Source organism: Microbacterium sp. BG28, from assembly GCF_034044005.1.
In the GTDB taxonomy this organism is placed as follows: domain Bacteria; phylum Actinomycetota; class Actinomycetes; order Actinomycetales; family Microbacteriaceae; genus Microbacterium.
Genome location: NZ_JAXCHA010000001.1, coordinates 837,714 through 860,746, shown reverse-complemented (window position 1 = coordinate 860,746; position 23,033 = coordinate 837,714). Strand labels below are relative to the sequence as shown.

The following is a 23,033-nucleotide window of genomic DNA, read 5'->3' as shown; positions in this document are numbered from 1 at the left end:
GTGCTGTGGGTGGGGTCGGGATGCTGTGCGTCGCCGCGTCAGGCGGCGTAGATGTCGAAGCCGTCGCGGAAGACGACGGACTTCTCGCCCGCGCGCACCGGAACCTCGAAACGGTTGGATGCGGGAGGAAGCGGGCAGTTGTACTGTGCGGAGAATGCGCACGGCGGCACGAAGGCGCGGTTGAAGTCGAGCACGACCCGGTGCGGGTCGCCCTCGACGTGCTGCACGAAAAGGAACCGGCCGGGCCCGTAGGTCTCGACGCCGTTGGTGGTGTCGCCGAACACGAGCAGCAGCTTCCCGCCGTCGTCGAAGGCGGCGAGGGTGCGCTCCACCCCGCCGATCGTCGCGGTGATGTCGCCGGGAACGATGAGATCGCGGGTGCCGCCGTTGTCGCGGATGTGCTCGAACGGCACGGTGCGCGAGGCCTGGACGGGGCGGAACGTGCCGTCGATGACCCAGGCGGGGTCGTAGTCGTAGGTATCGATCCGCTCGAACGCGCCGATCGCGGGCGAGGCCGCATCCCAGAAGCGCAGGCCGTGCTGCGGCTCGCCCGAGTCGATGTCGGTGCGCTCGATCTCGGTGACCTGCACCGTGGGTGCGGCCGAGGCCTGCGCGGCGCCGAGATCGGCGCGGGCGCCGGTCCAGCGCGTCTCGACGAGGGCGAGGTTGCCGGTGGGGGAGGCGACGGCGCGTTCGCGCGCGGCGTGCCAGCGGGCGTGGTCTTCACGGGCGGACATGATGCGTCCATTCTCGGAACTCGGGGGCGTGGTGCCCAATCGGGCGTCACGGAAGGCAATGCGCCGGGCGATCGGGATATTCCCCGCGCGCTCGCGCGAGACCGGCTCGATAGACTGCCCGAAGACCTCCCGCTCGACGGGTTCACGTCTTCCGGTGCCGTCAGGCGCCGCCATCAGCCACCCGACTCGAGGGAGCCACCCATGCCAGGCATCGTGATCGTCGGCGTCCAGTGGGGCGACGAGGGCAAGGGCAAGGCCACCGATCTGCTCGGCTCGCGCACCGACTGGGTCGTCAAGTTCAACGGCGGCAACAACGCCGGGCACACGGTGGTGATCGGCGACGAGAAGTACGCCCTGCACCTGCTGCCCTCCGGCATCCTCTCGCCCGGTGTGAACGCCGTCATCGGCAACGGGGTCGTCGTCGACCTCGAGGTGCTCTTCTACGAGCTCGAGGCGCTCCAGGCCCGCGGCGTCGACACCTCGCGCCTGCGGGTCAGCGCCAACGCGCACGTGATCACGCAGTACCACCGCACGCTCGACAAGGTCACCGAGCGCTTCCTCGGCAAGCGTCAGATCGGCACCACCGGCCGCGGGATCGGCCCCGCCTACGCCGACAAGATCAACCGCGTCGGCATCCGCATCCAGGACCTGTTCGACGAGAACATCCTGCGCCAGAAGGTCGAGGGCGCCCTCGATCAGAAGAACCACCTGCTCGTAAAGGTCTTCAACCGCCGCGCCATCACGGTCGACGAGATCGTGGAGGACCTCCTCTCGTACGCGGAGCGGCTGCGCCCGATGGTCTGCGACACCGGGCTGCTGCTGAACGACGCGCTGGATGCCGGAGATGTCGTCGTCTTCGAGGGCGGCCAGGCCACGATGCTCGACGTCGACCACGGCACCTACCCGTTCGTCACCTCCTCATCGGCGACCGCCGGCGGCGCCGCGACCGGCTCGGGGGTCGGCCCCAACCGCCTCGACCGGATCGTCGGCATCGTCAAGGCGTACACGACGCGCGTCGGCTCCGGGCCCTTCCCGACCGAGCTGTTCGACGAGCAGGGCGAGTGGCTGCGTTCGCGCGGATTCGAGTTCGGCACCACGACGGGCCGTCCGCGCCGCGTCGGCTGGTACGACGCTCCCATCACCCGCTACGCCACGCGCATCAACGGCATCACCGACCTCGTGCTCACCAAGCTCGACATCCTGACCGGGCTCGAGCAGATCCCGGTGTGCGTCGCCTACGACGTCGACGGTGTGCGGTTCGACGAGGTCCCGGTGAACCAGACCGAGTTCCATCACGCCAAGCCGATCCTCGAGTACTTGCCGGGCTGGTCGGAGGACATCTCGACCGCGCGTACGTTCGACGAGCTTCCCCAGACGGCGCAGGACTACGTGCTGGCACTCGAGCGCCTGAGCGGCACCCGCATCTCGGTGATCGGCGTGGGCGCCGCCCGCGACGCCGTCATCGTGCGCCACGACCTCGTCGACTGACGTGCGGCTGCTCACCGGCGGCTACGGCGCCGAGATGGACGGCATCGGCGAGGGCATCGGCGAGCTGCACGCCGGTGCCGCCGACCAGTCGCTCGCGGGATCTGCTCTCGCCTTCTCCGGCGTGGTCGCCCCCGTCGACGGCTCGCCCTCATGGGTCGCGCGCCATCCCACCCTCGACGTGATCTACGCGGCTCTCGAGTCGGCGGGCGCGGTACAGGCCTTCCGCCGCACGGGCGAGTCACGCTACGAGCGCCTCGGCCCGGCGATCCCTGCGGGCGAGGCGGTCTGCCACATCGCCGTCGCACCCGACGGCGCCTGGCTCATGGCGACGTGCTGGGGAGACGGCCGCGTCGTGCGGATGACGCTGGACGCCGCCGGGCGTCCGTCGCGGCCTTCACTCGCGCCGGCTCCTGTCGATCCGTATGCCGGTTCGGGAATGTCGGTGTCCACTGCCGTCGCCGAGGCGGCCGACGTCAGCCTCGAAGCGGCCGCCCGCGCACTACGGGACGCGGCGGGCGAGGAGTACGCGCACCTCATCCCGCACCTGGGGGACGCCCAGGCGCCTCTCGCTCCGGAGCTCGAGCCCCCCGTGTTGGAGCGCACCCCCCACGCCCACCAGAGCATCCTTCTTCCCGGCGGCGCCGTCGCCACGACCGACATGGGCTTCGATCTCGTGCGGTTCTGGCGCCCGTCCGGCGACGGGCTGCGCGCGGCGGGCCAGGTCGTGCTGCCCCGCGGCAGCGGCCCGCGCCACGGCGTATGGCATCCGAGCGGTCATCTGTATGTCGTGGCGGAGCTCTCGCGTGAGGTGTTCGTGCTGGCGCCGGACGCGTCGGGCGCGTGGCGCCTGATCGGCGGCGTGCAGTTGGCGGGAACCCTCGACGGCGATACCGCGGCGGAGCTCGCGGCATCCTCCGACGGCTCGTTCCTCGTTGCCGGCGTGCGCGGCAGCAACACCCTCGCCACCGTGCGGGTCGCGGGCGCGGGGGAGCAACTGCAGTTCGTCGCGCTGGCCGACAGCGGCGTGGACTGGCCCCGCCATCACGTCGTCTCCCGCGACACGGTGCTGGTGGCCGGTCAGCGATCGGACGAGGTCGCGGCCGTGTCGCTGGATCTTCGCACCGGCATCGCGGAGCGTGTGCGCTCGCGCGTGGCCGTGCCGTCACCGACCTGCCTGATGCCCATCCGCTGACGACGGAATTGCCGGCCTCAGGCGTCGGGATGCAGTTTCGCGTCCTGTTTCGGGATGATGACCTGCTTCACGATGAGCAGCACCGAGGCAGTGACGGGGATCGCGACGAGCGCTCCCAGCAGCCCGAGCAGCGTGCCGCCGACGAGCGCGCCGATCACGACGAGTGATCCCGGGATCGAGATCGTGCGGTTCATGACGCGAGGCGTCAGCAGGTATGCCTCGAGTTGCATGTAGACGAGATAGGCGATCGCGAACACCAGAGCGCCCATCGGGCTCGCGAACAGGGCGAAGACGGAGCCGATCACCCAGAACAGCACCGTTCCGACGAGAGGGATGAGGGTGACGCAGAAGGCGACGACGGCGAACAGCTGCGGGAATGGCAGTCCGAGCACGAGGAACATGATCAGCACGAACACGGCGTTGCACAGGGCCAGCACGACCATGCCGCGCAGGTATCCGCCGATGGAATCTGCGATCTCCTCGGTGAGGGAGGCGACCTTCGTACGCGCGTACGCCGGAGCGAGCGAGAGGAGCGACTTCTTCATCGTCGGCAGCGAGGCCGTGAAGTAGAGACTCAGAACCAGAATGATGATCCCCCCGGAGATCCCCGTGACGATCGAGACGCCGACCTTGAGCACGCCGCCGCTGATGGAGGCGATGTTCGTCGGGTTGGTGAGGAAGTCCTGCACGTGCGAGAGGATGTCGGGCAGCGCGCTGCCGAAGGTGTCGTGGAGCGTGCGATAGAGGTCGCTCTGCTGGAACGTCGTGAACAGCTGGGGCACGCTGTTGAAGAACTCCGCGATCTGCTGGACCACCGTCGGGATGATCAGCAGCAGCACCCCGACGAGCACGATCGCGAACCCGACGAAGACGATCACGATGCCCCAGACGCGTGCGACGCCGCGCTTCTCGAAGAAGCGCACGAGGGGGTCGAGGCCGAGGGCGGCGAACAGCGCGAAAGCGACGTAGATGAGCACTGTGGACAGGTTCGAGACCGCGAGTCCCAGCACCAGTGCGAGCAGACCGCCGAGGGTCACGAAGAACCCGAGGGCGAACGGGTGGTGCACGGCGCGCCAGCGAAGGCCCGTAGCGGTGGGCGGGGCGGATGCGGGATCGACGGACCCAGCCGATTCATCGGTCATGACCACACTCTAGGGCGCGGCCCGCGCGGTAGTGTCGAGCGCGAGGAGGACGCCATGACCGAGCCCATCGACCCGATCTCCACCCTCCAGGGGCTGCGCGCCAGCATCGACAACATCGATGCGGCGCTGACCTTCATGCTGGCGGAGCGTTTCCGCTGCACGAAGGCCGTCGGAGCGCTGAAGGCGGAGCACGGCCTGCCTCCCTCCGACCCTGCTCGCGAAGAACGACAGCTCGCGCGGCTGCGGAGTCTCGCCGAGCAGGCGGATCTCGACCCCGCGTTCGCCGAGAAGTGGTTCAACTTCGTCGTGGCCGAGGTGATCCGTCACCACGAGGCCGCCGCATCCGCCACCGACTGATCCCGCTCGGTGAGGGGCGGTCAGCCCCGACCCTCACGCCGTCGGAAGCGTTCGGAGCGAGGCGCCGAGGCGGCGGACGACCTCTTCGAGGACCGGTGTCGGGGTCGCGAAGATGAGTCGTGCGAACCCGGTGCCGGCGACACCGCACATGGTCCCCTCCGTGAGCTGGACAGACGCCTCCCGGTGGAAGAACTCGGCGGGCGTGTCTCCGAGGCCGGCGTCTCGGAAGTCGATCCACCCGACGTAGGTTCCTTCGGGTCTCGGCATCCAAGCCCCGGGGATCTCCTCGGCGATGAGGTCTCGCAGGACGTCCCGATTGTGTTCGAGGTAGGGCACGAGCTCGGCGAGCCAGCTGTCACCGTCGCGGTAGGCCACCGCGTTGGCGACGGCGCCGAGGTTGCTGGTGCCGTGCCCGGCGAACGGGCCGATCTTCGCCCACCTCTCCCGGTCGGCGTCGCTCGTGAGCACGAGCTGCGCGCACTTGAGTCCGGGCAGGTTCCAGGCCTTGGACGCGCTCATTGCCGTGATCGTGTGCTGAGCGGCCGCGTCGGAGATCGACGCGTACGGGATGTGGGTCGACCCGGTGAAGACGAGCGGAGCCCAGATTTCGTCGGAGAACACGCGTCCCCCGTTGCGCTGCACGACCTCCGAGACGGCGACGAGCTCTTCGCGGCTGAACACGCGGCCCACCGGGTTGTACGGATTGCACAACAGCAACAGGTTGCCGCCGTCGTCGAACGCGCGCTGCAGGGCGTCGAGGTCGAACTCGTAACGGCCGTCACGCACGGCGAGCGGCACTTCGATGACCTCGCGTCCACGCATCGGCGGGACGAAGAGGAACGGCATGTACGACGGCGTCGGCACGATGATCTTGGAACCCGGCGCCGAGCAGTGCTCCATCGCGAGCTCCAGGCCCACGATGACATCTGGGACGCCCCAGACATCCGATGCCGCAACCTGCCACCCGTAGCGGCGACCGACGAACTCCGCCGTCGCCGCGGAGAGGTCGGCGGCCATCCCCCGGGGCATGTAGCCGAACGCCCCTGCGTCGACGGCGCGGTGGAGCGCCTCGGTGATCCTCCGGTCGATGCCGAAGTCCATCTCCGCGACGAACGCGCCCAGGGTGCCGTCCTCCGCCGACCACTTGGTGGCCCCGGTGGATCGCAGCTGATCGACGGTGATGGCATCGATGCGTCGTGCGAAATCGCTCATGCTGTGCTCCTTGTCGACGGCGCGATCCGGTATCGGTCCGAGATTGCGCCCCCCTCCATCATCCGTCGTCAGGGGGTGGTGCGGCGCAGCGTCGGGAAGGCGATGGCGGCGAGCACCGCTGCGATCCCCGCGACCAGGAGCGTGATGCCGCCGAATCCGATCGATGCGAACCAGTCGATGACCGACGGCCAGGCGTCCATGCGCGTGACGGCGAACAGGGCGAGCACGATGACCGCAGCGATCCCAACGAGGGTGACGACCAGCCACAGCGTGCCGAAGCGCTTGAAGATCGTCGCGCCCCAGAAGCCGGAGACGAAGAACAGCATGGCGAGCACGAAGTAGAAGAGTCCCGCCAACACCGGTCCGGACTCCCAGATGACCCCGACGGCGAAGAAGTAGCCGTGGAGACCCCAGCCTCCGGTCGCTGTCTCGATGAGCCCGCCGATGACGAAGATCACGGCGAGCATGGCGGCGGTGAGCACGGCCGTGAGCATCGTGCCGAGGAAGAACTCGCGTCGCGTCACGCTCATGGCCTGCGAGAACGGGAACGTCATGGTCAATGCCTGGGCGCCGATGACCGCGAAGTACCAGAGGGGCGCCTGGGCCCCACCGCCGTAGAAGGCACCGGTCACCCCGGCGCTGTAGAGGATGCCGTAGACCGCGAGGCTGAGGCCGAAGGCGCCGCCCAGGACGATCAGCGGAACCCAGAGGAAGGTCTGCCTGTTGGTCAGCTGCATGCGCACGACCTTCTGGATGCGGTTCATCGCACGACTCCGTTCTCGAGAGCGGGGGATTCGACGCGCTGCGTGAGGCGCACGACGAGCTGTTGGAGGGAGACGGGAGCGAGTTCCAGGCCCGCATCCCGCATGCGCGCGCGCTCGTCGGGGGTGAGCGCGCCGAGGACGGTGACGGATGCGACGCGGCCGAGGCTCTCGCGGTGCAGCACCTCGCGCCCGACGACGAAGGCGTCGACCGCGTCGGCGTCGCCGACCACGCTCGTCGCGCGCTCGCGCAGCGCCTCGGTGTCCTCGTCCAGCAGCACGCGTCCGCCCTCGACGACGATCACCTTCTCGAGGAGGTTCGACACCTCGTCGATCAGGTGGCTCGACAGGATGATGGTGCGGGGGTGCTCGGCGTAGTCCTCGAGGAGGCGGTCGTAGAAGATCTGACGGGCGACCGCATCCAGTCCGAGGTACGGCTCGTCGAAGAAGGTGATCTCGGCGCGCGAGGCGATGCCGATGATGACGCCGACCGCGGAGAGCTGTCCGCGGGAGAGCTTCTTGATGCGCGTCTTCATCGGCAGGCGGAAGTCGGCGATGAGCCGTTCGGCGAGATCCTGGTCCCAGTTCGGGAAGAAGAGCCGGGCGATGCGGAACGCGTGAACGGGCAGGGCGTCGTCGGGGTAGCGCTGGCTCTCGCGGACGAAGCAGACGCGCGAGAGCACACGGGCGTTCTCGTAGGGGTCCTCGCCGAACACGCGCACCTGTCCGGAGGTGGCGAAGTTCTGCGCGGTGAGGATCGACATGATCGTCGTCTTGCCGGCTCCGTTGCGTCCGAGGAGGCCGTAGATGGCGTCCTTCTCGATGCGGAAGCTGACGTCGTCGATCGCGACGGTGTCGCGGTATCGCTTGGTCAGTGCGCTGACCTCGATCACGGCGGTCACTTGTTCGCTCCTTCGTTGGTGTTGGTGTCGGTGTCGGCGGCGGCGCGGTCCTCGATGAGATGAGTGATGTCTTCTGGAGCGAGTCCGAGCCTGCGGGCCTCGGCCAGCAGCGGCTCGACGAAGCGGTCGGCGAACGCTGTGCGGCGCTCGCTCAGCAGCACCTCACGGGCGCCGGGGGCGACGAACATGCCCACGCCGCGGCGCTTGTAGAGCACTCCCTTGTCGACGAGCATGTTGACTCCTTTTGCCGCGGTGGCGGGGTTGATGCGGTGGAACGCGGCGAGCTCGTTCGTCGACGGCGCCTGGTCCTCCTCGCGGAGGCTGCCGTCGACGATCGCGTCCTCGACGCTCTCTGCGATCTGCAGGAAGAGCGGTCTGCCCTCTTCGATCACTGGATCCCCGTTCGGTGGTTCATTACTTGACTAACTAACCATGCAACGGTGGATACCGTGATGTCAAGCGAGAGATCCGGCACCGCGCGTGCGCCCGCGCGCGACGTTTGATATCACGCGGGCGCGGTAGCGCGATCGGCCGGATGCGGCAACCGTCGAGGCCGACTTGCGAACCCCGAGAACGCATGACACGTTGGAAGAGGCCCGTCGCCGGGCCCCACGACCAGTCCGCGGTCGCCTGATGCCCCTTCGGGAGCGCGTCGGCGAGCGTACGGTCGGCGACCGTGCCCGGGCCCTATGCCCGGAGCCCGTGCGTGTTGCGCCTCCCGACGCGACCGCCCGTGGTCGTCCACCCGGGCGTGACCGATGCAGTCTGTGCACCGGACTGCCGAGGTGCAATCCACGTGAGTGTCGAACATGCCATTGAGGCGCGGAACCTGTTCAAGGTCTTCGGCAAGAACCCCAAGTCCGTCATCGAGCAGCTGCGCGCGGGCAAGACCCGTGCCGAGGTGTCGGACCGCGGTACGGCCGCGGTGATCGACGCGAGCTTCACCGTCGACCCGGGCGAGATCTTCGTGATCATGGGCCTCTCCGGCTCAGGCAAGTCCACCATCATCCGGATGCTCAACGGTCTGCTGCCCCCGAGCGCCGGCGAGGTGCTCGTGCAGGGCCAGAACGTGACGACAGCCTCGGCCGCGCAGCTGCGCCGCATCCGACGCTCGTCGATCTCGATGGTGTTCCAGCACTTCGCGCTCCTGCCGCACCGCACGGTGCTCGACAACGCCGCGTACGCGCTGGAGATCCAGGGCGTCGGCACGCAGGAGCGACGTGAGCGCGCCCGCGAGATCCTCGACAAGGTCGGCCTCGGCGACCGCGTCGACGCCATGCCCGGGGAGCTCTCCGGCGGAATGCGTCAGCGCGTCGGCCTCGCCCGCGCCCTCACTTCCGGCACCGACATCCTGCTCATGGACGAGGCGTTCTCGGCCCTCGACCCCCTCATCCGCCGCGAGATGCAGGAGCAGCTCATCGAACTGCAGCAGGAGCTCGGCCGCACGATCGTCTTCATCACCCACGACCTCAACGAGGCCATGTTCCTCGGCGACCGCATCGCCGTCATGCGCGACGGGCGCATCGTGCAGAACGGCACCCCGGAGGAGATCCTCACCGACCCGGCGAACGACTACGTCGCCCAGTTCGTGCAGGACGTCGACCGGGCCCGCGTACTGACCGCATCGTCCGTGATGGCCCCGCCGCAGGCGACGACGCCCGTGTCTGCCGGGATGCGGGGCGCCCTGCGCGTCATGCGCGATCTGCAGGCGGGAGCCGTGGCGGTCGTCGAGAACCGCCGTTACATCGGCGCCGTGACCGACCGCGCCGTGATCCGCGCGGTCAAGGCGGGCGAGACCGACCTCCGCCGCATCGTGCAGCGCGCGCAGCAGGTCGTCGGACCCGACGACCCGCTGACGGACGTCGTCGAGCACTCGGTCGAGTCGCCCTACCCCGTCGCCGTGGTCGACGAGCGTCAGCGCCTCGTCGGGGTGATCCCCCGCGTCACCCTCCTCGCCGCGCTCGGTAACGTCCCCGCCGTCACGCGGGAGAACCCGATCATCGAGGTGCCCGCATCCGTGCCGGCGAGCGTGCTCACCGAGACGCTGGCCGTCGTCGACCAACCCGCCGCCACGAGCACGGGAGGTGCCCGATGAACGATCTCTTCCGCCTCCCCCTCGGCGACGTCGTCGAGAGCGCCGTCCGCTGGATCATCAAGACGTTCTCCTGGCTCTTCGACGGGATCAGCGTCGCCTTCCGTGCCCTCTACGACGGGCTCGACACGGTGCTGTCCAGCCCGCCGTTCTGGGTGATCATCGCCGTTTTCGTCGCGCTCGCCTTCTTCGCGAAGGGGTGGAAGCTCGCCCTGGGCACGGCGATCGGGCTCCTGCTGATCGTCACGATCGACCAGTGGGATGCGGCCATGGACACCCTCGCGCTCGTGATCATCGCCGCGGTCATCGCGGTCGCGATCGCCCTTCCTCTGGGGATCTGGGCCGCTCGCAGTGACCGCGTCTCCGCCGTCGTGCGGCCCGTGCTCGACTTCCTGCAGACGATGCCCGCCTTCGTCTACCTGATCCCCGCCCTCATCATGTTCAGCGTGGGACCCGTGCCGGGCATCGTCGCCACCATCGTCTTCGCGATGTCTCCGGGTGTGCGACTGACGGAGCTCGGCATCCGCGGTGTGGACACCGAGGTCGTGGAGGCCGGCCACGCCTTCGGCGCGTCGCCCGGCCGCATCCTTCGCCAGATCCAGCTGCCCCTCGCTCTTCCGAGCATCATGGCCGGCGTGAACCAGGTCATCATGCTCAGCCTGTCGATGGTCGTCATCGCCGGCATGGTCGGAGCAGGCGGCCTCGGCGGACAGATCGTACAGGCGCTGAGCCGGATCGACATCGCGCTGGGCGTGGAGGCGGGTCTCGCCGTCGTCATCATCGCGATGATCCTCGACCGTGTCACCTCGAGCTTCGCGGGCCCCCGCCCGAAGCGCGCGCTCCTCGGACGACGCCGCGAGCTGGCCCGCGCGGCCTGAGCGCGCGCCGGCCCACCCGAAACTTGCGAGCTCATCACTCGCGAGCGGCCGTCGACACTCGACGTGCCGTACCGACCTTGTCCGCGACAGCACGCGGACGGAGAGGACTGCAGATGACTGTCACCAAGAAGAACCTGACCGTGGGCATCGCCCTCGCGGGCGTCGCCGCCCTCGCCCTGACCGGCTGCTCGGCTGCCGGCGATGCGGGCGAAGCGGGCGAAGGATCTGGCGACCGGCCCATCACGATCGCCGTGTTCAACGGCTGGGACGAGGGCATCGCCGCATCCGAGCTGTGGAAGAACGTGCTCGAGGAGCAGGGCTACGAGGTCGAGCTGGAGTACGCGGACCCCGCAGCGGTCTACACCGGCATCGCGAACGGCGACTACGACCTGACGCTGGACACCTGGCTGCCGCTGACCCACGCCCAGTACATGGAGACCTACGGCGACGACCTCGTCGATCTCGGCGCCTGGAACGACGAGGCCAAGCTGACGATCGCCGTCAACGAGGACGCTCCCATCGACTCGCTCACCGAGCTCGCCGACAACGCCGATGTCTTCGGCAACCGTCTCGTCGGCATCGAGGCGGGATCGGGTCTCGTGACCGTGACGCAGGACGAAGTCATCCCCGGCTACGGCCTGGAAGGACTCGACTTCGTGACGTCCTCGACGCCGGCGATGCTCACGGAGCTTCAGGCGGCGACGGATGCGGGCAAGGACATCGCCGTGACCCTGTGGCGTCCGCACTGGGCCTACAACGCCTTCCCGCTCAAGGACCTCGACGACCCGGACGGTCTGCTCGGCGACGCCGAGGGCATCCACACGGTGACGTCGTCGAACTTCAAGGAGGACTTCCCGGAGGTGAACGACTGGCTCTCGTCGTTCAAGATGGACAACGACACCCTGTACTCGCTCGAGGATGCGATGTTCAACTCCGGCGGCAGCGGCAACGACTACGCGCCGGCGGTCGCCGACTGGATCGCCGAGAACCAGGCGTGGGTGGACGCACTGACGTCCTGACGCCCCCTCGCAGAACGCGCCGCATCCTCCGGGATGCGGCGCGTTCTGGCGTTCAGTGCGCGCTCGCCTCGGCGAGCAGAGCGAGCTTGCGGACGGAATCGCGGAATGCCGCCTCGGTGGCTTCCACGTCGCCCGTTCCGGTCATGTCGGAGATGAGCGACTGGAATGCACTGACGGCGACGAGCACCGTCAGTGAGGCCTCGCGCATGATCGACGTATCTGCGTCGGCGAGCCTCCGGCGCTGCGGATGCGCGGCGAGCCACGTCGCGAGGAAAGCCGTGAGCTCCGTGGTCAGCGAGAGGAAGGGCGCGAGGATCGCGGCTTGCGTGTCGGGCTGTTCCAGCAGCATCCGATTGCGCCCCTCCGCCACCACCGCGTTGATCCGCGCATGGCCGATCGAGGCGATGATGAGACGGAAGACCGCGGTGGTGAGCGGGACGTCCGCCGACATCTCGATGATGACCGCGGCCTGTTCAGCCGGCAGCAGATGGAGCGAGCGACCGAAGAGCGCGGTCTCGCGGGAGCTCATGTAGTTGAAGAACGTGCTGCGCGACACGTCGGCGCGCGTACAGATGTCGGCGACCGTGACATTCGCGTGGCCGCGCTCGAGGGCGAGCTGGACGGCCGCGATCTCGATCGCGTTCTCGGTATCGCGCTTCTTGCGTGCGCGCAGTGACTCGGGCATGGATCCTGAAGTGAAAGGTGGACGTGGTATATCTTTGGACTGCGTCCACGTTAGGCGTTCTGCCTGAGACGACGTGGCCTGCGTTACGGACGTGAATGTTGCTGGGGGGCGTCGCGGGGGCCCCGGGGCATCGGCGGTTCGCGTCGGTGCCCCGCTTCATCCGACCCGGTCGCGGATGACGTCGGACCGGCCTCCGAAGCGTCTGGCTCGCTCGGGGCAACGGTCGCCGGCAGCTCGAGGGCGACGCGTCGCTCGAGCTCGTCGATCGCCGCATCGGAGAGGGAGATCAATCCGTCGAGCTCTTCGCGCACCCGGCGGTACGCGAGCTGTCGCTCGGCGGGAGTGGCCGCCTCGTCGATCGCGACCGAGAGCAGTTGCTGAGCGGTGTCCAGGCGCTTGCGCTCGGACGGCGTGAACCCGGCATCCCGTACCCGTCGCGCCTCGCGTTCGGCGACGTCGAAGGCCACCTCGTAGTCCGTCACGGCGTTCTGGTACGCCGTGAGCTCGGCCGCGGTGACCCTGGCATCCGCCGATGCCGGCCGCATCCGATCCGCGACACGTTTGGCGCGTAGGAACGCGGCGGTGAGCTCCTGGCGCCCGTCGCTCATGGCGGGGTAGGCGATCATCTTCGCGACGTCGAGCTCGTACTCGAGCCAGCGCGCCGTGGTCGCGTCGTGTTCGGAGAGGGTGCGTTCGAGCGCGGATGCCGTCGGTTGCGGACGCGGCTCGACGGGCGCCGGTGCGATCACGCCGCTCTTCGCCCGGATCAGCTCCAGTCGCCTCTCGTGCCGCCGCTTCGCGCCTCGCTCCCACGCCCGGGCGGCGCCACCGGCGACGCCGATGAGAGGGAAGGCGAGCCACCAGTTGTGCTGGAGGAACGCAAACAGCTGATCCACTTCTCCATGTTAGGAGCCGCGGCGCGCCGATCGCGGGCCACGAGGCCGGAGTTCACCGTGTCCCGGCCGCTGCGCCGGCCGCATCCGTCCAGAGCTCGTCGCGCGAAAGGGCGAGAACCGAGGCCACGCGATGACCATGGAGAATGGTTGTTGTCATGATCGAGATCTTCACGCCCGCCGAGGTCGACCGCGCACGCCGGACAGGGGCCCTCGTCGGCCGGATCCTCGACACGATCCGTTCGCGCGTCGTGCCGGGAACGAACCTGCTCGAGATCGATGCCTGGGCGAAGGAGATGATCCTCGGCGCCGGTGCGGTCTCGTGCTACGTCGACTACGCCCCCTCCTTCGGTCGTGGGCCGTTCGGCCACTACATCTGCACCGCCGTCAACGACGCCGTCCTGCACGGCATGCCGCATGACGAGCGCGTCGCCGACGGCGATCTGCTGACTCTCGACCTCGCCGTCACGCTCGACGGCATCTCCGCGGATGCGGCGGTGAGCTTCATCGTCGGCGAGGCCCGCCCCGCCGAGAGCGTCGCGCTGATCGACGCGACCGAGCGTGCGCTCGCCGCGGGTATCGCGGCCGCGAAGCCGGGCGCCAAGGTGGGCGATCTGTCCCGCGCGATCGGCACCGTGCTCAAGCAGGCCGGCTACTCCGTGAACGTCGAGTTCGGCGGCCACGGCATCGGGACCACGATGCACCAGGACCCGCACGTTCCCAACGCCGGGCGCCCGGGGCGCGGCTTCGTGCTGCGCCCGGGCCTGCTGCTCGCGCTCGAGCCGTGGGTCATGGTCGACACGGATCAGCTGGTGACCGATGAGGACGGCTGGACGCTGCGCAGCGCCACCGGATGCCGCACGGCCCACACCGAGCACACGATCGCCATCACGGAGACCGGCGCGGAGATCCTGACGCTTCCGCGCTGACGAGGCCGGATCTGACCCTCACTGGGGGTCGTGCCTGGAGCGGCGCGGCACGGGCCACACCGCACGAACCACGCGCTCGGCCGGCCCCGATGTCTGCGGCGCTGGCGGCGCGGGCTCGGTGCGGATGATGCGAGGCGGGTCGGCGCGGGTCGCGCTCTCGCGCGGGGGAACCTCCGGTCGCCGACGCCCCCGTTCCGCGGAGGCCCGCAGGGCCGCGGCCTCCGCGGCGGCGAACGCCTCGTTCAGCTCGCGGACCGCCGCGGCGTAGGCCACGAAATCCGCGGGATCCATCCGCGTCGCACCGCTCGGCGGGCGCAGCCATTGCGCCCGCTGCATCGCCTGCAGGTAGGCGGCCGTCGTCGGATGGTGGGGGTCGCTCATCTGGGGCACCGCGATCGCCAGCTCGACGTCGGTCTCGTACTCGAGCCATCGTGCGGCGATCGCGTCGTGCTCGCGCACGATCCGCGCGAGCGGCAGTTCGGCGTCGCGGGCCGCCAGCTGCGCGCGTTCCGCCTTCACCCGCGTGCGCGCGGCGCGCAGAAGCAGGGTCGCGGTGCGCTGCGCCTCGCGCGCCTGGTTCAGCGCGCGGCGCGCCTCGGAGTGCGAGGCGCTGCGGGTGGCACGAGCCGCCTGTACCTCGGCCTGCGCGGCACGCGTGCGCGCCCGGGCGCTGAGCAGCTCGCGGACCGCATGCTGCTCCTGGTGTCGGGCCGCATCCAGCGCCAGACGACGCGCCCGGCGCCGCCCGGTCGTCGCCGCGACGTATCCGACGGTGCCGGCGCCCGCCGCAGCGGGGGCGGCCCACCACCAGACCGCGAGGAACTCGAGCAGGGGTCCCACATCCCCATCGTACGGCGCGGTGGGTTGGGCGGCAGATGGGACGCCGCGGATGCCGAACGGGTCGGCAAGGGCGGCGAGGCAGGGCGACGTCTGCACGGTGGACGGCGCTGAGCCGCCTCAGGCGTCTCTCGGGTTCACCACCAGCACCACGGATCGTGCAGACATCGCAGCAGGGTCTCGAACAGCCCCGCCGGAAGGCGATTGCGTCGGGGGGCTCAGCCGAAGAGCAGGGCGAGGACGGTCGAGCCGCCGCCGACGAGCACGAGGGCGATGATGACCACCCAGGCGATGACCTTCATGCGCATCTGGCGCTTGTCGGCGAAGCCCTCGTACTCCTCGTCGTCGTTCATCAGGCGTCCTCGGTCACCGTCGGACCGAACGCGGCGGGCAGCGTCGCGCGCGAGCGCTCCCGCAGCTCGGGCACCGACAGGGTGAACACGTCCTGCACCTCGAGCACCGACTCGCCGTCGCCGGAATCGGTGACACCGATGCGCAGCACGGGGTAGTCGCGTCCCGCGCACAGGCCTCGGAACTTCACGTCCTCCTCGCGCGGCACGCTGACGATCACGCGACCGGTCGACTCGGAGAAGAGGGCGGATGCGGCGTCCACCCCGTCGCGTTCCATGAGCTCGGTGAGCCAGACGCGCGCGCCCACGCCGAAACGCATGACGCCCTCGGCGAGGGCCTGTCCGAGACCGCCCTCCGAGAGGTCGTGGGCGCTGGAGATGAGTCCCTGATCGCCGGCGGCGCGCAGCAGCTGGGCCAGGCGCTTCTCGGCGGCGAGGTCGACCGCCGGCGGACGGCCCCCGAGGTGGTCGTGCACGACCTGGGCCCATGCCGAACCGCTCAGCTCATTGGCCGTCACGCCCAACAGGTACAGGTTCTCGCCCGCATCCTGCCAACCGCTCGGGATGCGGCGGGCGACGTCGTCGATGATGCCCATGACGCCCACCACGGGGGTCGGGTGGATCGGGACGTCGCCGGTCTGGTTGTAGAAGCTGACATTGCCGCCGGTCACGGGGATGCCGAGCTCGAGGCACGCGTCGGAGAGACCCTCGACCGCCTGCGAGAACTGCCACATGACCTCGGGGTTCTCCGGGCTGCCGAAGTTGAGGCAGTCGGTGACGGCGGTCGGGATGGCGCCGGTGACGGCGACGTTGCGGTACGCCTCGGCGAGGGCCAGCTTCGCGCCCTGGTACGGGTCGAGCTGGCAGAATCGGCCGTTCGCATCCGTCGCGATCGCGAAGCCGAGGCCGGACTCCTCGTCGACGCGGATCATGCCGGCGTCATCGGGGAAGCTCAGCGCCGTGTTACCCAGCACGTAGTAGTCGTACTGGTTCGTGATCCACGAGGTGTCGGCGAGGTTGGGGCTGCCGAGCAGCTGCAGGAACTGTTCGCGCAACGCCTCCGTATCCGTCGGGCGCGGGAGCGCGGATGCGGAATCCGCCTGCAGGGCGTCGATCCACGTCGGGTAGGCGACGGGACGCTCGTAGACGGGGCCGTCGACGGCGACGGTCGAGGGGTCCACGTCGACGATCTGCTCGCCGTGCCAGAAGATCGCGAGGCGCCCGTCGCCGGTGACCTCGCCGAGCACGCTCGTCTCGACCTCCCACTTGTCGACGACGGCGAGGAATGCGTCGAGCTTCTCGGGAGCGACGATCGCCATCATCCGCTCCTGCGACTCCGACATGAGGATCTCTTCGGGAGTCAGCGACGGGTCGCGCAGCAGCACCTTCTCGAGGTCGACCCGCATCCCGGATCCGCCGTTGGCGGCCAGCTCGCTCGTGGCGCATGAGATGCCGGCGGCGCCCAGGTCCTGGATGGCCTCGACGAGCTCGTCGCGGTAGAGCTCGAGGCAGCACTCGATGAGCACCTTCTCGGCGAAGGGGTCGCCCACCTGCACCGCGGGGCGCTTGGTGGGGCCGCCGTCGGCGAACGTGTCCGAGGCGAGGATGGAGGCACCGCCGATACCGTCGCCGCCGGTGCGGGCACCGAACAGCACCACCTTGTTGCCGGGGCCGGTGGCGTCGGCGAGCTTGAGGTCCTCGTGGCGCAGTACTCCGACCGCGAGGGCGTTCACGAGGGGGTTGCCCTGGTACACGCTGTCGAAGACCGTCTCGCCGCCGATGTTCGGCAGGCCCAGGCAATTGCCGTAGAAGGAGATGCCGCTGGTGACGCCGTGGACGACGCGGGCGGTGTCGGGGTTGTCGATCGCGCCGAAGCGGAGCTGGTCCATGACGGCGACGGGGCGCGCGCCCATCGAGATGATGTCGCGCACGATGCCGCCGACGCCGGTGGCGGCGCCCTGGAAGGGCTCGATGTAGCTGGGGTGGTTGTGGGACTCGACCTTGAAGGTCACCGCCCATCCCTCGCCCACATCCACCACGCCGGCGTTCTGACCCATGCCGACCATGAGCCGCTCGCGCATCTCGTCGGTGACCTTCTGGCCGAACTGGCGGAGGTAGATCTTGCTCGACTTGTACGAGCAGTGCTCGCTCCACATCACCGAGTACATGGCGAGCTCACCGCTGGTGGGGCGACGGCCGAGGATCTCACGGATGCGGTCGTACTCGTCGGGCTTGAGTCCGAGAGCGGCGTACGGCTGCTCGCGCTCGGGAGTGGCCCGAGCGTTCTCGACGGTATCGGCGGCAGGACGCGAGGCGGTGGCGGAAGTGGTCACGCGGCTGAGCTCCAGGGATCGGGGTGCCGGACCTGCTCAGTCTAGTTGCGGGCGCGGCTCGCCGGGGTGCGGGCTCGGCGACCGGCTTCTCGGACGTTCAGACTCCTTCCGGGTCGGAGAGAAGGACGCAGCGGGTGATGGCGAGGGTGAAATTCCCCGCAGGTGAGGGTGAAAGCCCTGCACGCGCCGTGCTGCTCGCCTACGGTCTGCCTGCCGGTATATCGCGGAGGACTCGGAAGAGCGCGACGGATCGGTTGCGCGCGCATCGGCATCCGAGAGATGCGCGTGACGTCGGGCGATCCGTGGTCTCCAGGAGGGAGGCATTGCGGAGACGCCGCCCACGCATACCAGGGAGCGCTTATGAGCATCAAGAAACTGTCGGCAGCGGCCGGCGCAGCAGCACTGCTGGCCGCCGTCTTCACGGGGATGGCGGCGGTCCCGGCCACCGCCGCCCCGATCGAGGGGAGTTGCGGGTACGCGAACTCCGACGGGGGAGGGAAGTTCCCCGACTCCATCTGTTGGCTCGATTTCGCCGGCTACGACTCCAGCGTCGGTCTGAGTGGCGCGGGCCAGGAGTTCGAGCTGTCGCTCGGCGCGTACGACGTGTCCTATACCGTCACCGAGCGACCGATATCCGGATACACGGCACGCTCCGTCGCTGCCCTTCCCGCGACCAACCCGCCATTCGTCATCGGCGTCCCCGGATACTACGAGGGCATCCCCGGCAAGCCGTTCCTCTACGCGTCCACGGGCCAGCCCTTCGGGGCGGTGGAGATCTCGATCTCCGACTTCGAGGTCTCGATCGGCGGCACCCCTGTGACGGGGTACGAACTCGTCGCGGCCGCGCCGGAGACACAGGACGCGATCTCGGGGAACCTGGGCGAGTGGATCAACATGAGGTCGGACGCCCCGCTGACATTGATCGACCACAGCTGGGAGGCCACGACCGGAGGGTGCGCACTGCCGCCCGTCGGCGACGGCACGACCAACCTCTGGTGCAACGCCATCTCTGCGGGCGGGACCGGCGCGTACGGCTCCATCTTCTCGGCTCCGTCGGCGACGAGGATCTCCGGCGCGTTGTACATGAACTCCCGCGGTGAGCGCGAAGGCCTCGGCTTCGGCATCCGCACCGCCCGCGTGTCCGTCGACAAGCAGGTCGACAGCCGTGTTGCTTCCGACGACGCCTTCGACATCAGCGTGGCATCGAGCGAGGGGCCGTTGCTCGCCTCTGCGACCACGGGCGCCACGGATGCGGCGTCGACCGGCCTCGTGCCGGTCATCCCCAGCGGCGCGGTCACCCTCGCTGAGGCTTCGAGCACCGGCGCGCAGAGCCCGATCGACTACTACGACGCCGATTGGTCGTGCACCAACGCGAACGCGACGAGTACGACCGTGCTGCCGGAGGGCTCCGGGGCGAGCCAGCCGCTCTCCCTGGTCGCCGGTGACGCCGTCAGCTGCACGGTCACGAACACTGCGAAGGCGGCGGCGCTCTCCCTCGAGAAGTCCGTCTCGCCCGCCACCGCTGCCGTCGGCGACACCGTCATCTACGACTTCGCCGTCACGAACGACGGCGACCTGCCCGTCGAGGCGCTGGCGATCGACGAGACCGCATTCTCGGGCTCGGGGCAGCTCGGGCAGATCGTGTGCCCGGTCACCGAGCTCGCCGTGGGGGCGTCGACCACCTGTCAGGCGCCGTACGTGGTGACGCAGGCCGATGTGGATGCCGGCGGGGTGAGCAATGAGGCCGTGGCGACGGCGTTGATCGCCGAAACGACGGTGGAGTCGACATCCGCATCCTCGAAGGCGCTCCTCGCCGTCGAGGGCGAGTCCGCTCTCGCGGTGACGAAGACGGCGTCGGTCTCGCAGGCGGTGGTCGGCGACACCGTGGACTACACGCTCACGGCGACGAACACCGGCGCGCTGACGCTCTCGAACGTGACGCTCGCCGACACGGACTTCTCGGGCTCCGCGGAGCTCGGGGAGCTCACGTGCGACAAGGCCGCGCCCGTGATGCTCGCCCCCGGCGATGTGCTCACGTGCACGGTGTCGTACGAGACCCGCGCCGCTGATGTGGGCACGCTCAGCAACGGTGCCGCCGGCTCCGCAGTCGACCCGCGCGACAACGTGCTCACTGACTCGGCCACCGCCGCGGTGACGGTCGTCGCGCCGGCGGTGGTGCCTGTGGTGACACCTCCCGCCGCAACCGCCAGCCACCTGGCGATCACCGGGACCGACCTGCCCGGATATGCGGCCGGATTCGGTGCGATGCTGCTGCTCGCGGGCGCGGTGATGATGATCGTCCGCCGTACGCGCCGCAGCTGACGCTCGGCGCCCTTCCCCGGCGCTGGTTTCCTCCACGCAGGCTCGCCTGTCACAGATCGCGCGTTGCGCATCGATCTGTGACAGGCGAGCGGGGTGTTCCGGGGTCAGTCGCCCTTCACGTTGACGAGCTGGCGCAGCGAGTGTCGGATCGACACGAGATCCTCCGCATCCGTCATCACCCGGTCGATCGGCTTGTACGCCTGCGGGATCTCGTCGACGAAGGCGTCCGTGTCGCGGAACTCGATGCCGACCATCGCCTCCCGGAGCTGCTCGTGCGAGAACGTGCGCCGCGCGGCGGAACGGGAGTACTCGCGACCGGCGCCATGGGGCGACGAGTTGAGCGAGACCGGGTTGCCGAGCCCCTCCACGACGTACGACGCCGTGCCCATTGACCCCGGGATGAGGCCGGGACGGCCCGCATCCGCCTGGATCGCACCCTTGCGCGACACCCACACCTCTTTACCGAAGTGGCGCTCGGGCTGCGTGAAGTTGTGGTGGCAGTTGATCCGCTCGTGCTCGACGACGTCCTCGCCCAGGAACTCGGCGAGCTGGCGCGCGACACGGTCCATCATCTCCTCGCGGTTCAGCAGTGCGAAGTGCTGCGCCCACTGCAGCTCACGGATGTACCGCGCGAACTCGGGCGTGCCTTCCACGAGGTAGGCGAGGTCGGGGTCGGGCAGATCGATCCACCACTGCTTCGCCAGCCGCTGCGCGACGGCGATGTGGTGGGTGGCGATCTTGTTGCCGATGCCGCGCGAGCCGGAGTGCAGGAACATCCAGACGCGGTCGAGCTCGTCGACCGACACCTCGATGAAGTGGTTGCCCGATCCGAGCGAGCCGAGCTGGAGTCGCCAGTGACCGACGTAGGAGGCCGGGTCGAAGCCGGATGCGGCGGCTTTCGCCTCGAGCTCCGCGATCCGCGGCGCGGCGGTGGCGACGACCGTGCGGTTGTCGTGGCCGGCCGAGAGGGGGATCGCGCGCTCGATCGCCTCGCGAAGCGGTGCGAGGTCTCGCTTCGCGAGCTGCGAGAGCTCGAACTGGGTGCGGACGGCGATCATGCCGCATCCGATGTCGACGCCGACGGCCGCCGGCATGATCGCGCCGAGCGTCGGGATGACCGAGCCGACCGTCGCGCCCTTGCCCAGGTGCGCGTCGGGCATCAGCGCGATGTGCGGGTAGATGAACGGCATCCGTGCCGAGGTGCGCGCCTGATCGAGGGTCTTGTCGTCGATCAGACTCGCCCACGACACGAGCCGTGCGGAGAGCTTCTCCATGATTCCTTCCTTGCGTGGGGTGGACCAGCCGGTCCGGGTGCTCTCCCCGCGGAAAGAAAACGCCCCGGACCTTTCGGTGCGGGGCGTGGGACGAAACTCGTCACATGCTGCGCGCCGGAGGGTACGACTCATAGCGGCCGCTGCGCTTCGAGAGAAGCTGCAGGGCCGCGTTCTGACGCAGGCCGTCGCGTGCGTGCATGGGTCGGTCTCCTCGGCTGATGCCGCGCCGGATGAGGCACAGCCCTCCGAGGCTAGGGCTGTGGCGGATGCGGCGTCAACCGCGCGGGGACATCGGCCCTCCCGGCGCGATCCCGCGCGTCCGCGCCCGGGTCTATCGTCGGAGCGTGAACCGGACCGATCGGCTCTACTCCCTCGTGGAGGAGCTGCGCGCCGTGGCGCCGCGCCCGCGCAGTGCACGATGGCTGGCCGCGCGGTTCGAGGTCAGCGCGCGAACCATCGAGCGTGACATCAGCGCGCTGCAGCAGAGCGGCGTGCCGATCTGGGCCGAACCGGGACGCACCGGCGGCTATTGCGTCTCGCGCGAGCACACCCTGCCGCCGGTGAACTTCACGCCGCAAGAGGCGATGGCGATGGCCGTCGCACTGCAGTCGATGGGGGCGGCACCGTTCCGGTCGGCCGCTGAAACAGCCATGCGCAAGCTGGTCTTCGCGATGCGCGGCGACGACGCGCAGGCGGCCAGAGGTCTTGCGGAGCGCGTGCACTTCCTCCGCGACGACGCCATCGTCGATCGTGTGCCTCGCATCCTCGCCGACGCGCTCGCCGATCCACGCGTGCTGCGGATCGGCTATGGCGACCGCGCCGGCGCTCGGACGGACCGGGAGATCGAGCCCCTCGGCTACGTCGAGTCCGGTGGGGCGTGGTACCTGATCGCATGGTGCCGTCTGCGCGACGGGATCCGTGCGTTCCGTGTCGACCGCATCCGCGAGGTCGTGATCACCTCCGAGATGCCCGAGAGGCGAAAGCTGGCGGCGGGCGACATCGAGATCGTCCACGGGACGCTGGAGCAGCTGACGCTCTGACATCCGCGGGGAAACTCCGACAGGACGCTGTCGCGCACGCCGGTCAGACTCGCGAGGTCGAGAAGGTCTCGGCAGATCACCCCGGGAGATTCCATGAACTTCGTTTCCGTCCGCATCATCACCGACGACGTCGCCCGACTGGCCGACTTCTACGAGCTGATCACGGGTGGTACCGCCTCGCACACCGGCGATGTCTTCGCCGAGGTGGCCACCTCGTGCGCAACGCTCGCGATCGGTAGCTCTCGCACTGTCCCGGCCTTCGCCCCGGGCGCCGCGGAGGCGGGTCGCAACCGGTCGGCGATCATCGAGTTCCTCACGCCCGACGTCGACGCCGAATACGCGCGACTGCGGGGCGTCGTGGACACGTGGGTCACGGAGCCCGCGCTCATGCCGTGGGGAAACCGCTCCGTGCTGCTGCGCGACCCCGACGGCAACCTCGTGAACCTCTTCACACCCGTGACCGCGGAGGCGATCGCGAAGTTCGCGCCGTTCGCGGTCTGATCACCGTCGGCTCCGTCGCGGATTCTGTCTCGAACTCCTGCAGAATCGCGCGAGGGCCGCGGCCACATGGCCGAAACGCGGATTCTGCA

22 protein-coding genes are annotated in these 23,033 nt (G+C 69.3%); 10 read left to right on the top strand and 12 right to left on the bottom strand.

Features of this window, described 5'->3' with window-relative positions; genetic code table 11:
• Positions 1–38: 38 nt before the first annotated feature.
• Positions 39–737, bottom strand: a complete 699-nt coding sequence (locus tag SK224_RS04345) for a DUF1684 domain-containing protein (RefSeq protein ID WP_320433559.1) — start codon at positions 735–737, stop codon at positions 39–41.
• Between the two features lie 201 nt (positions 738–938).
• On the opposite strand from SK224_RS04345, the gene SK224_RS04340 reads away from it, so the two are divergent.
• Both SK224_RS04340 and SK224_RS04335 read left to right on the top strand, forming a co-directional pair.
• On the top strand, positions 939–2,225 hold the full coding sequence (locus SK224_RS04340) for an adenylosuccinate synthase (RefSeq protein ID WP_320433558.1): 1,287 nt from the start codon (positions 939–941) through the stop codon (positions 2,223–2,225).
• A 1-nt stretch (position 2,226) separates the two neighbouring features.
• The gene (locus tag SK224_RS04335; protein WP_320433557.1) at positions 2,227–3,417 is read left to right on the top strand and encodes a lactonase family protein; all 1,191 of its coding nucleotides are present in this window, start codon (positions 2,227–2,229) and stop codon (positions 3,415–3,417) included.
• Between the two features lie 17 nt (positions 3,418–3,434).
• Here the strand turns inward: SK224_RS04335 and SK224_RS04330 are convergent, their stop codons facing one another.
• Complete coding sequence (locus tag SK224_RS04330) at positions 3,435–4,559, bottom strand: AI-2E family transporter (protein WP_320433556.1); 1,125 nt, start codon at positions 4,557–4,559, stop codon at positions 3,435–3,437.
• A 54-nt stretch (positions 4,560–4,613) separates the two neighbouring features.
• Between SK224_RS04330 and SK224_RS04325 the strand changes: the two genes are divergently transcribed.
• Positions 4,614–4,916 carry a chorismate mutase gene (locus tag SK224_RS04325; RefSeq protein ID WP_320433555.1) on the top strand — a complete coding sequence of 101 codons (303 nt, stop codon included), beginning with the start codon at positions 4,614–4,616 and terminating at the stop codon, positions 4,914–4,916.
• Between the two features lie 33 nt (positions 4,917–4,949).
• Here SK224_RS04325 and SK224_RS04320 read toward each other — a convergent pair whose 3' ends face one another.
• From SK224_RS04320 to SK224_RS04305, 4 genes are all read right to left on the bottom strand, one after another.
• Positions 4,950–6,128 carry a MalY/PatB family protein gene (locus SK224_RS04320; protein ID WP_320433554.1) on the bottom strand — a complete coding sequence of 393 codons (1,179 nt, stop codon included), beginning with the start codon at positions 6,126–6,128 and terminating at the stop codon, positions 4,950–4,952.
• Positions 6,129–6,196: 68 nt separating this feature from the next.
• Positions 6,197–6,892 (bottom strand): hypothetical protein, encoded by a 696-nt coding sequence (locus SK224_RS04315; protein WP_320433553.1) that lies wholly within the window; start codon positions 6,890–6,892, stop codon positions 6,197–6,199.
• Entirely contained in the window at positions 6,889–7,791 is a 903-nt protein-coding gene (locus tag SK224_RS04310) for an ABC transporter ATP-binding protein (RefSeq protein WP_320433552.1), read from the bottom strand. The genes SK224_RS04315 and SK224_RS04310 overlap by 4 nt, the downstream gene beginning before the upstream one ends.
• The gene (locus SK224_RS04305; RefSeq protein ID WP_320433551.1) at positions 7,788–8,183 is read right to left on the bottom strand and encodes a GntR family transcriptional regulator; all 396 of its coding nucleotides are present in this window, start codon (positions 8,181–8,183) and stop codon (positions 7,788–7,790) included. The genes SK224_RS04310 and SK224_RS04305 overlap by 4 nt, the downstream gene beginning before the upstream one ends.
• 404 nt (positions 8,184–8,587) lie before the next feature.
• Here SK224_RS04305 and SK224_RS04300 point away from each other — a divergent pair, with 404 nt between their 5' ends.
• From SK224_RS04300 to SK224_RS04290, 3 genes are all read left to right on the top strand, one after another.
• Positions 8,588–9,886, top strand: coding sequence for a glycine betaine/L-proline ABC transporter ATP-binding protein (locus SK224_RS04300; RefSeq protein WP_320433550.1), 1,299 nt, complete (start codon positions 8,588–8,590; stop codon positions 9,884–9,886).
• Complete coding sequence (locus SK224_RS04295; RefSeq protein WP_320433549.1) at positions 9,883–10,761, top strand: ABC transporter permease; 879 nt, start codon at positions 9,883–9,885, stop codon at positions 10,759–10,761. The genes SK224_RS04300 and SK224_RS04295 overlap by 4 nt, the downstream gene beginning before the upstream one ends.
• 113 nt (positions 10,762–10,874) lie before the next feature.
• Complete coding sequence (locus SK224_RS04290; RefSeq protein WP_320433548.1) at positions 10,875–11,780, top strand: glycine betaine ABC transporter substrate-binding protein; 906 nt, start codon at positions 10,875–10,877, stop codon at positions 11,778–11,780.
• A 52-nt stretch (positions 11,781–11,832) separates the two neighbouring features.
• Here the strand turns inward: SK224_RS04290 and SK224_RS04285 are convergent, their stop codons facing one another.
• Both SK224_RS04285 and SK224_RS04280 read right to left on the bottom strand, forming a co-directional pair.
• Positions 11,833–12,465: a TetR/AcrR family transcriptional regulator gene (locus SK224_RS04285; RefSeq protein WP_320433547.1), complete on the bottom strand. Its 633-nt coding sequence runs from the start codon at positions 12,463–12,465 to the stop codon at positions 11,833–11,835.
• An 83-nt stretch (positions 12,466–12,548) separates the two neighbouring features.
• On the bottom strand, positions 12,549–13,361 hold the full coding sequence (locus tag SK224_RS04280) for a hypothetical protein (RefSeq protein ID WP_320433546.1): 813 nt from the start codon (positions 13,359–13,361) through the stop codon (positions 12,549–12,551).
• A gap of 155 nt (positions 13,362–13,516) precedes the next feature.
• On the opposite strand from SK224_RS04280, the gene map reads away from it, so the two are divergent.
• Positions 13,517–14,287 (top strand): type I methionyl aminopeptidase, encoded by a 771-nt coding sequence (map, locus tag SK224_RS04275; RefSeq protein WP_320433545.1) that lies wholly within the window; start codon positions 13,517–13,519, stop codon positions 14,285–14,287.
• A gap of 18 nt (positions 14,288–14,305) precedes the next feature.
• Here the strand turns inward: map and SK224_RS04270 are convergent, their stop codons facing one another.
• The 3 genes from SK224_RS04270 to purL all read right to left on the bottom strand — a co-directional run bounded on the left by SK224_RS04270 (position 14,306) and on the right by purL (position 17,807).
• The gene (locus tag SK224_RS04270) at positions 14,306–15,127 is read right to left on the bottom strand and encodes a hypothetical protein (RefSeq protein WP_320433544.1); all 822 of its coding nucleotides are present in this window, start codon (positions 15,125–15,127) and stop codon (positions 14,306–14,308) included.
• A gap of 215 nt (positions 15,128–15,342) precedes the next feature.
• On the bottom strand, positions 15,343–15,477 hold the full coding sequence (locus SK224_RS04265; protein ID WP_320433543.1) for a hypothetical protein: 135 nt from the start codon (positions 15,475–15,477) through the stop codon (positions 15,343–15,345).
• Complete coding sequence (gene purL, locus SK224_RS04260) at positions 15,477–17,807, bottom strand: phosphoribosylformylglycinamidine synthase subunit PurL (protein ID WP_320433542.1); 2,331 nt, start codon at positions 17,805–17,807, stop codon at positions 15,477–15,479. The genes SK224_RS04265 and purL overlap by 1 nt, the downstream gene beginning before the upstream one ends.
• A 360-nt stretch (positions 17,808–18,167) precedes the next feature.
• Here purL and SK224_RS04255 point away from each other — a divergent pair, with 360 nt between their 5' ends.
• Entirely contained in the window at positions 18,168–20,129 is a 1,962-nt protein-coding gene (locus tag SK224_RS04255) for a hypothetical protein (protein ID WP_320433541.1), read from the top strand.
• 104 nt (positions 20,130–20,233) lie between these two features.
• Here the strand turns inward: SK224_RS04255 and SK224_RS04250 are convergent, their stop codons facing one another.
• Positions 20,234–21,403, bottom strand: coding sequence for an RtcB family protein (locus tag SK224_RS04250; protein ID WP_320433540.1), 1,170 nt, complete (start codon positions 21,401–21,403; stop codon positions 20,234–20,236).
• 344 nt (positions 21,404–21,747) lie between these two features.
• Here SK224_RS04250 and SK224_RS04245 point away from each other — a divergent pair, with 344 nt between their 5' ends.
• Together SK224_RS04245 and SK224_RS04240 are read left to right on the top strand one after the other, a co-directional pair.
• Complete coding sequence (locus SK224_RS04245; protein WP_320433539.1) at positions 21,748–22,443, top strand: helix-turn-helix transcriptional regulator; 696 nt, start codon at positions 21,748–21,750, stop codon at positions 22,441–22,443.
• A gap of 93 nt (positions 22,444–22,536) precedes the next feature.
• Positions 22,537–22,944 carry a VOC family protein gene (locus tag SK224_RS04240; RefSeq protein ID WP_320433538.1) on the top strand — a complete coding sequence of 136 codons (408 nt, stop codon included), beginning with the start codon at positions 22,537–22,539 and terminating at the stop codon, positions 22,942–22,944.
• Positions 22,945–23,033 lie beyond the last annotated feature (89 nt).

Coding starts and splice junctions, on each gene's coding strand:
- SK224_RS04345 (WP_320433559.1), bottom strand. CDS start 737: ATGTCCGCCCGTGAAGACCACGCCCGCTGGCACGCCGCGCGCGAACGC.
- SK224_RS04340 (WP_320433558.1), top strand. CDS start 939: ATGCCAGGCATCGTGATCGTCGGCGTCCAGTGGGGCGACGAGGGCAAG.
- SK224_RS04330 (WP_320433556.1), bottom strand. CDS start 4,559: ATGACCGATGAATCGGCTGGGTCCGTCGATCCCGCATCCGCCCCGCCC.
- SK224_RS04325 (WP_320433555.1), top strand. CDS start 4,614: ATGACCGAGCCCATCGACCCGATCTCCACCCTCCAGGGGCTGCGCGCC.
- SK224_RS04320 (WP_320433554.1), bottom strand. CDS start 6,128: ATGAGCGATTTCGCACGACGCATCGATGCCATCACCGTCGATCAGCTG.
- SK224_RS04315 (WP_320433553.1), bottom strand. CDS start 6,892: ATGAACCGCATCCAGAAGGTCGTGCGCATGCAGCTGACCAACAGGCAG.
- SK224_RS04295 (WP_320433549.1), top strand. CDS start 9,883: ATGAACGATCTCTTCCGCCTCCCCCTCGGCGACGTCGTCGAGAGCGCC.
- SK224_RS04290 (WP_320433548.1), top strand. CDS start 10,875: ATGACTGTCACCAAGAAGAACCTGACCGTGGGCATCGCCCTCGCGGGC.
- SK224_RS04285 (WP_320433547.1), bottom strand. CDS start 12,465: ATGCCCGAGTCACTGCGCGCACGCAAGAAGCGCGATACCGAGAACGCG.
- map (WP_320433545.1), top strand. CDS start 13,517: ATGATCGAGATCTTCACGCCCGCCGAGGTCGACCGCGCACGCCGGACA.
- SK224_RS04265 (WP_320433543.1), bottom strand. CDS start 15,477: ATGAACGACGACGAGGAGTACGAGGGCTTCGCCGACAAGCGCCAGATG.
- SK224_RS04255 (WP_320433541.1), top strand. CDS start 18,168: ATGAGCATCAAGAAACTGTCGGCAGCGGCCGGCGCAGCAGCACTGCTG.
- SK224_RS04250 (WP_320433540.1), bottom strand. CDS start 21,403: ATGGAGAAGCTCTCCGCACGGCTCGTGTCGTGGGCGAGTCTGATCGAC.
- SK224_RS04240 (WP_320433538.1), top strand. CDS start 22,537: ATGAACTTCGTTTCCGTCCGCATCATCACCGACGACGTCGCCCGACTG.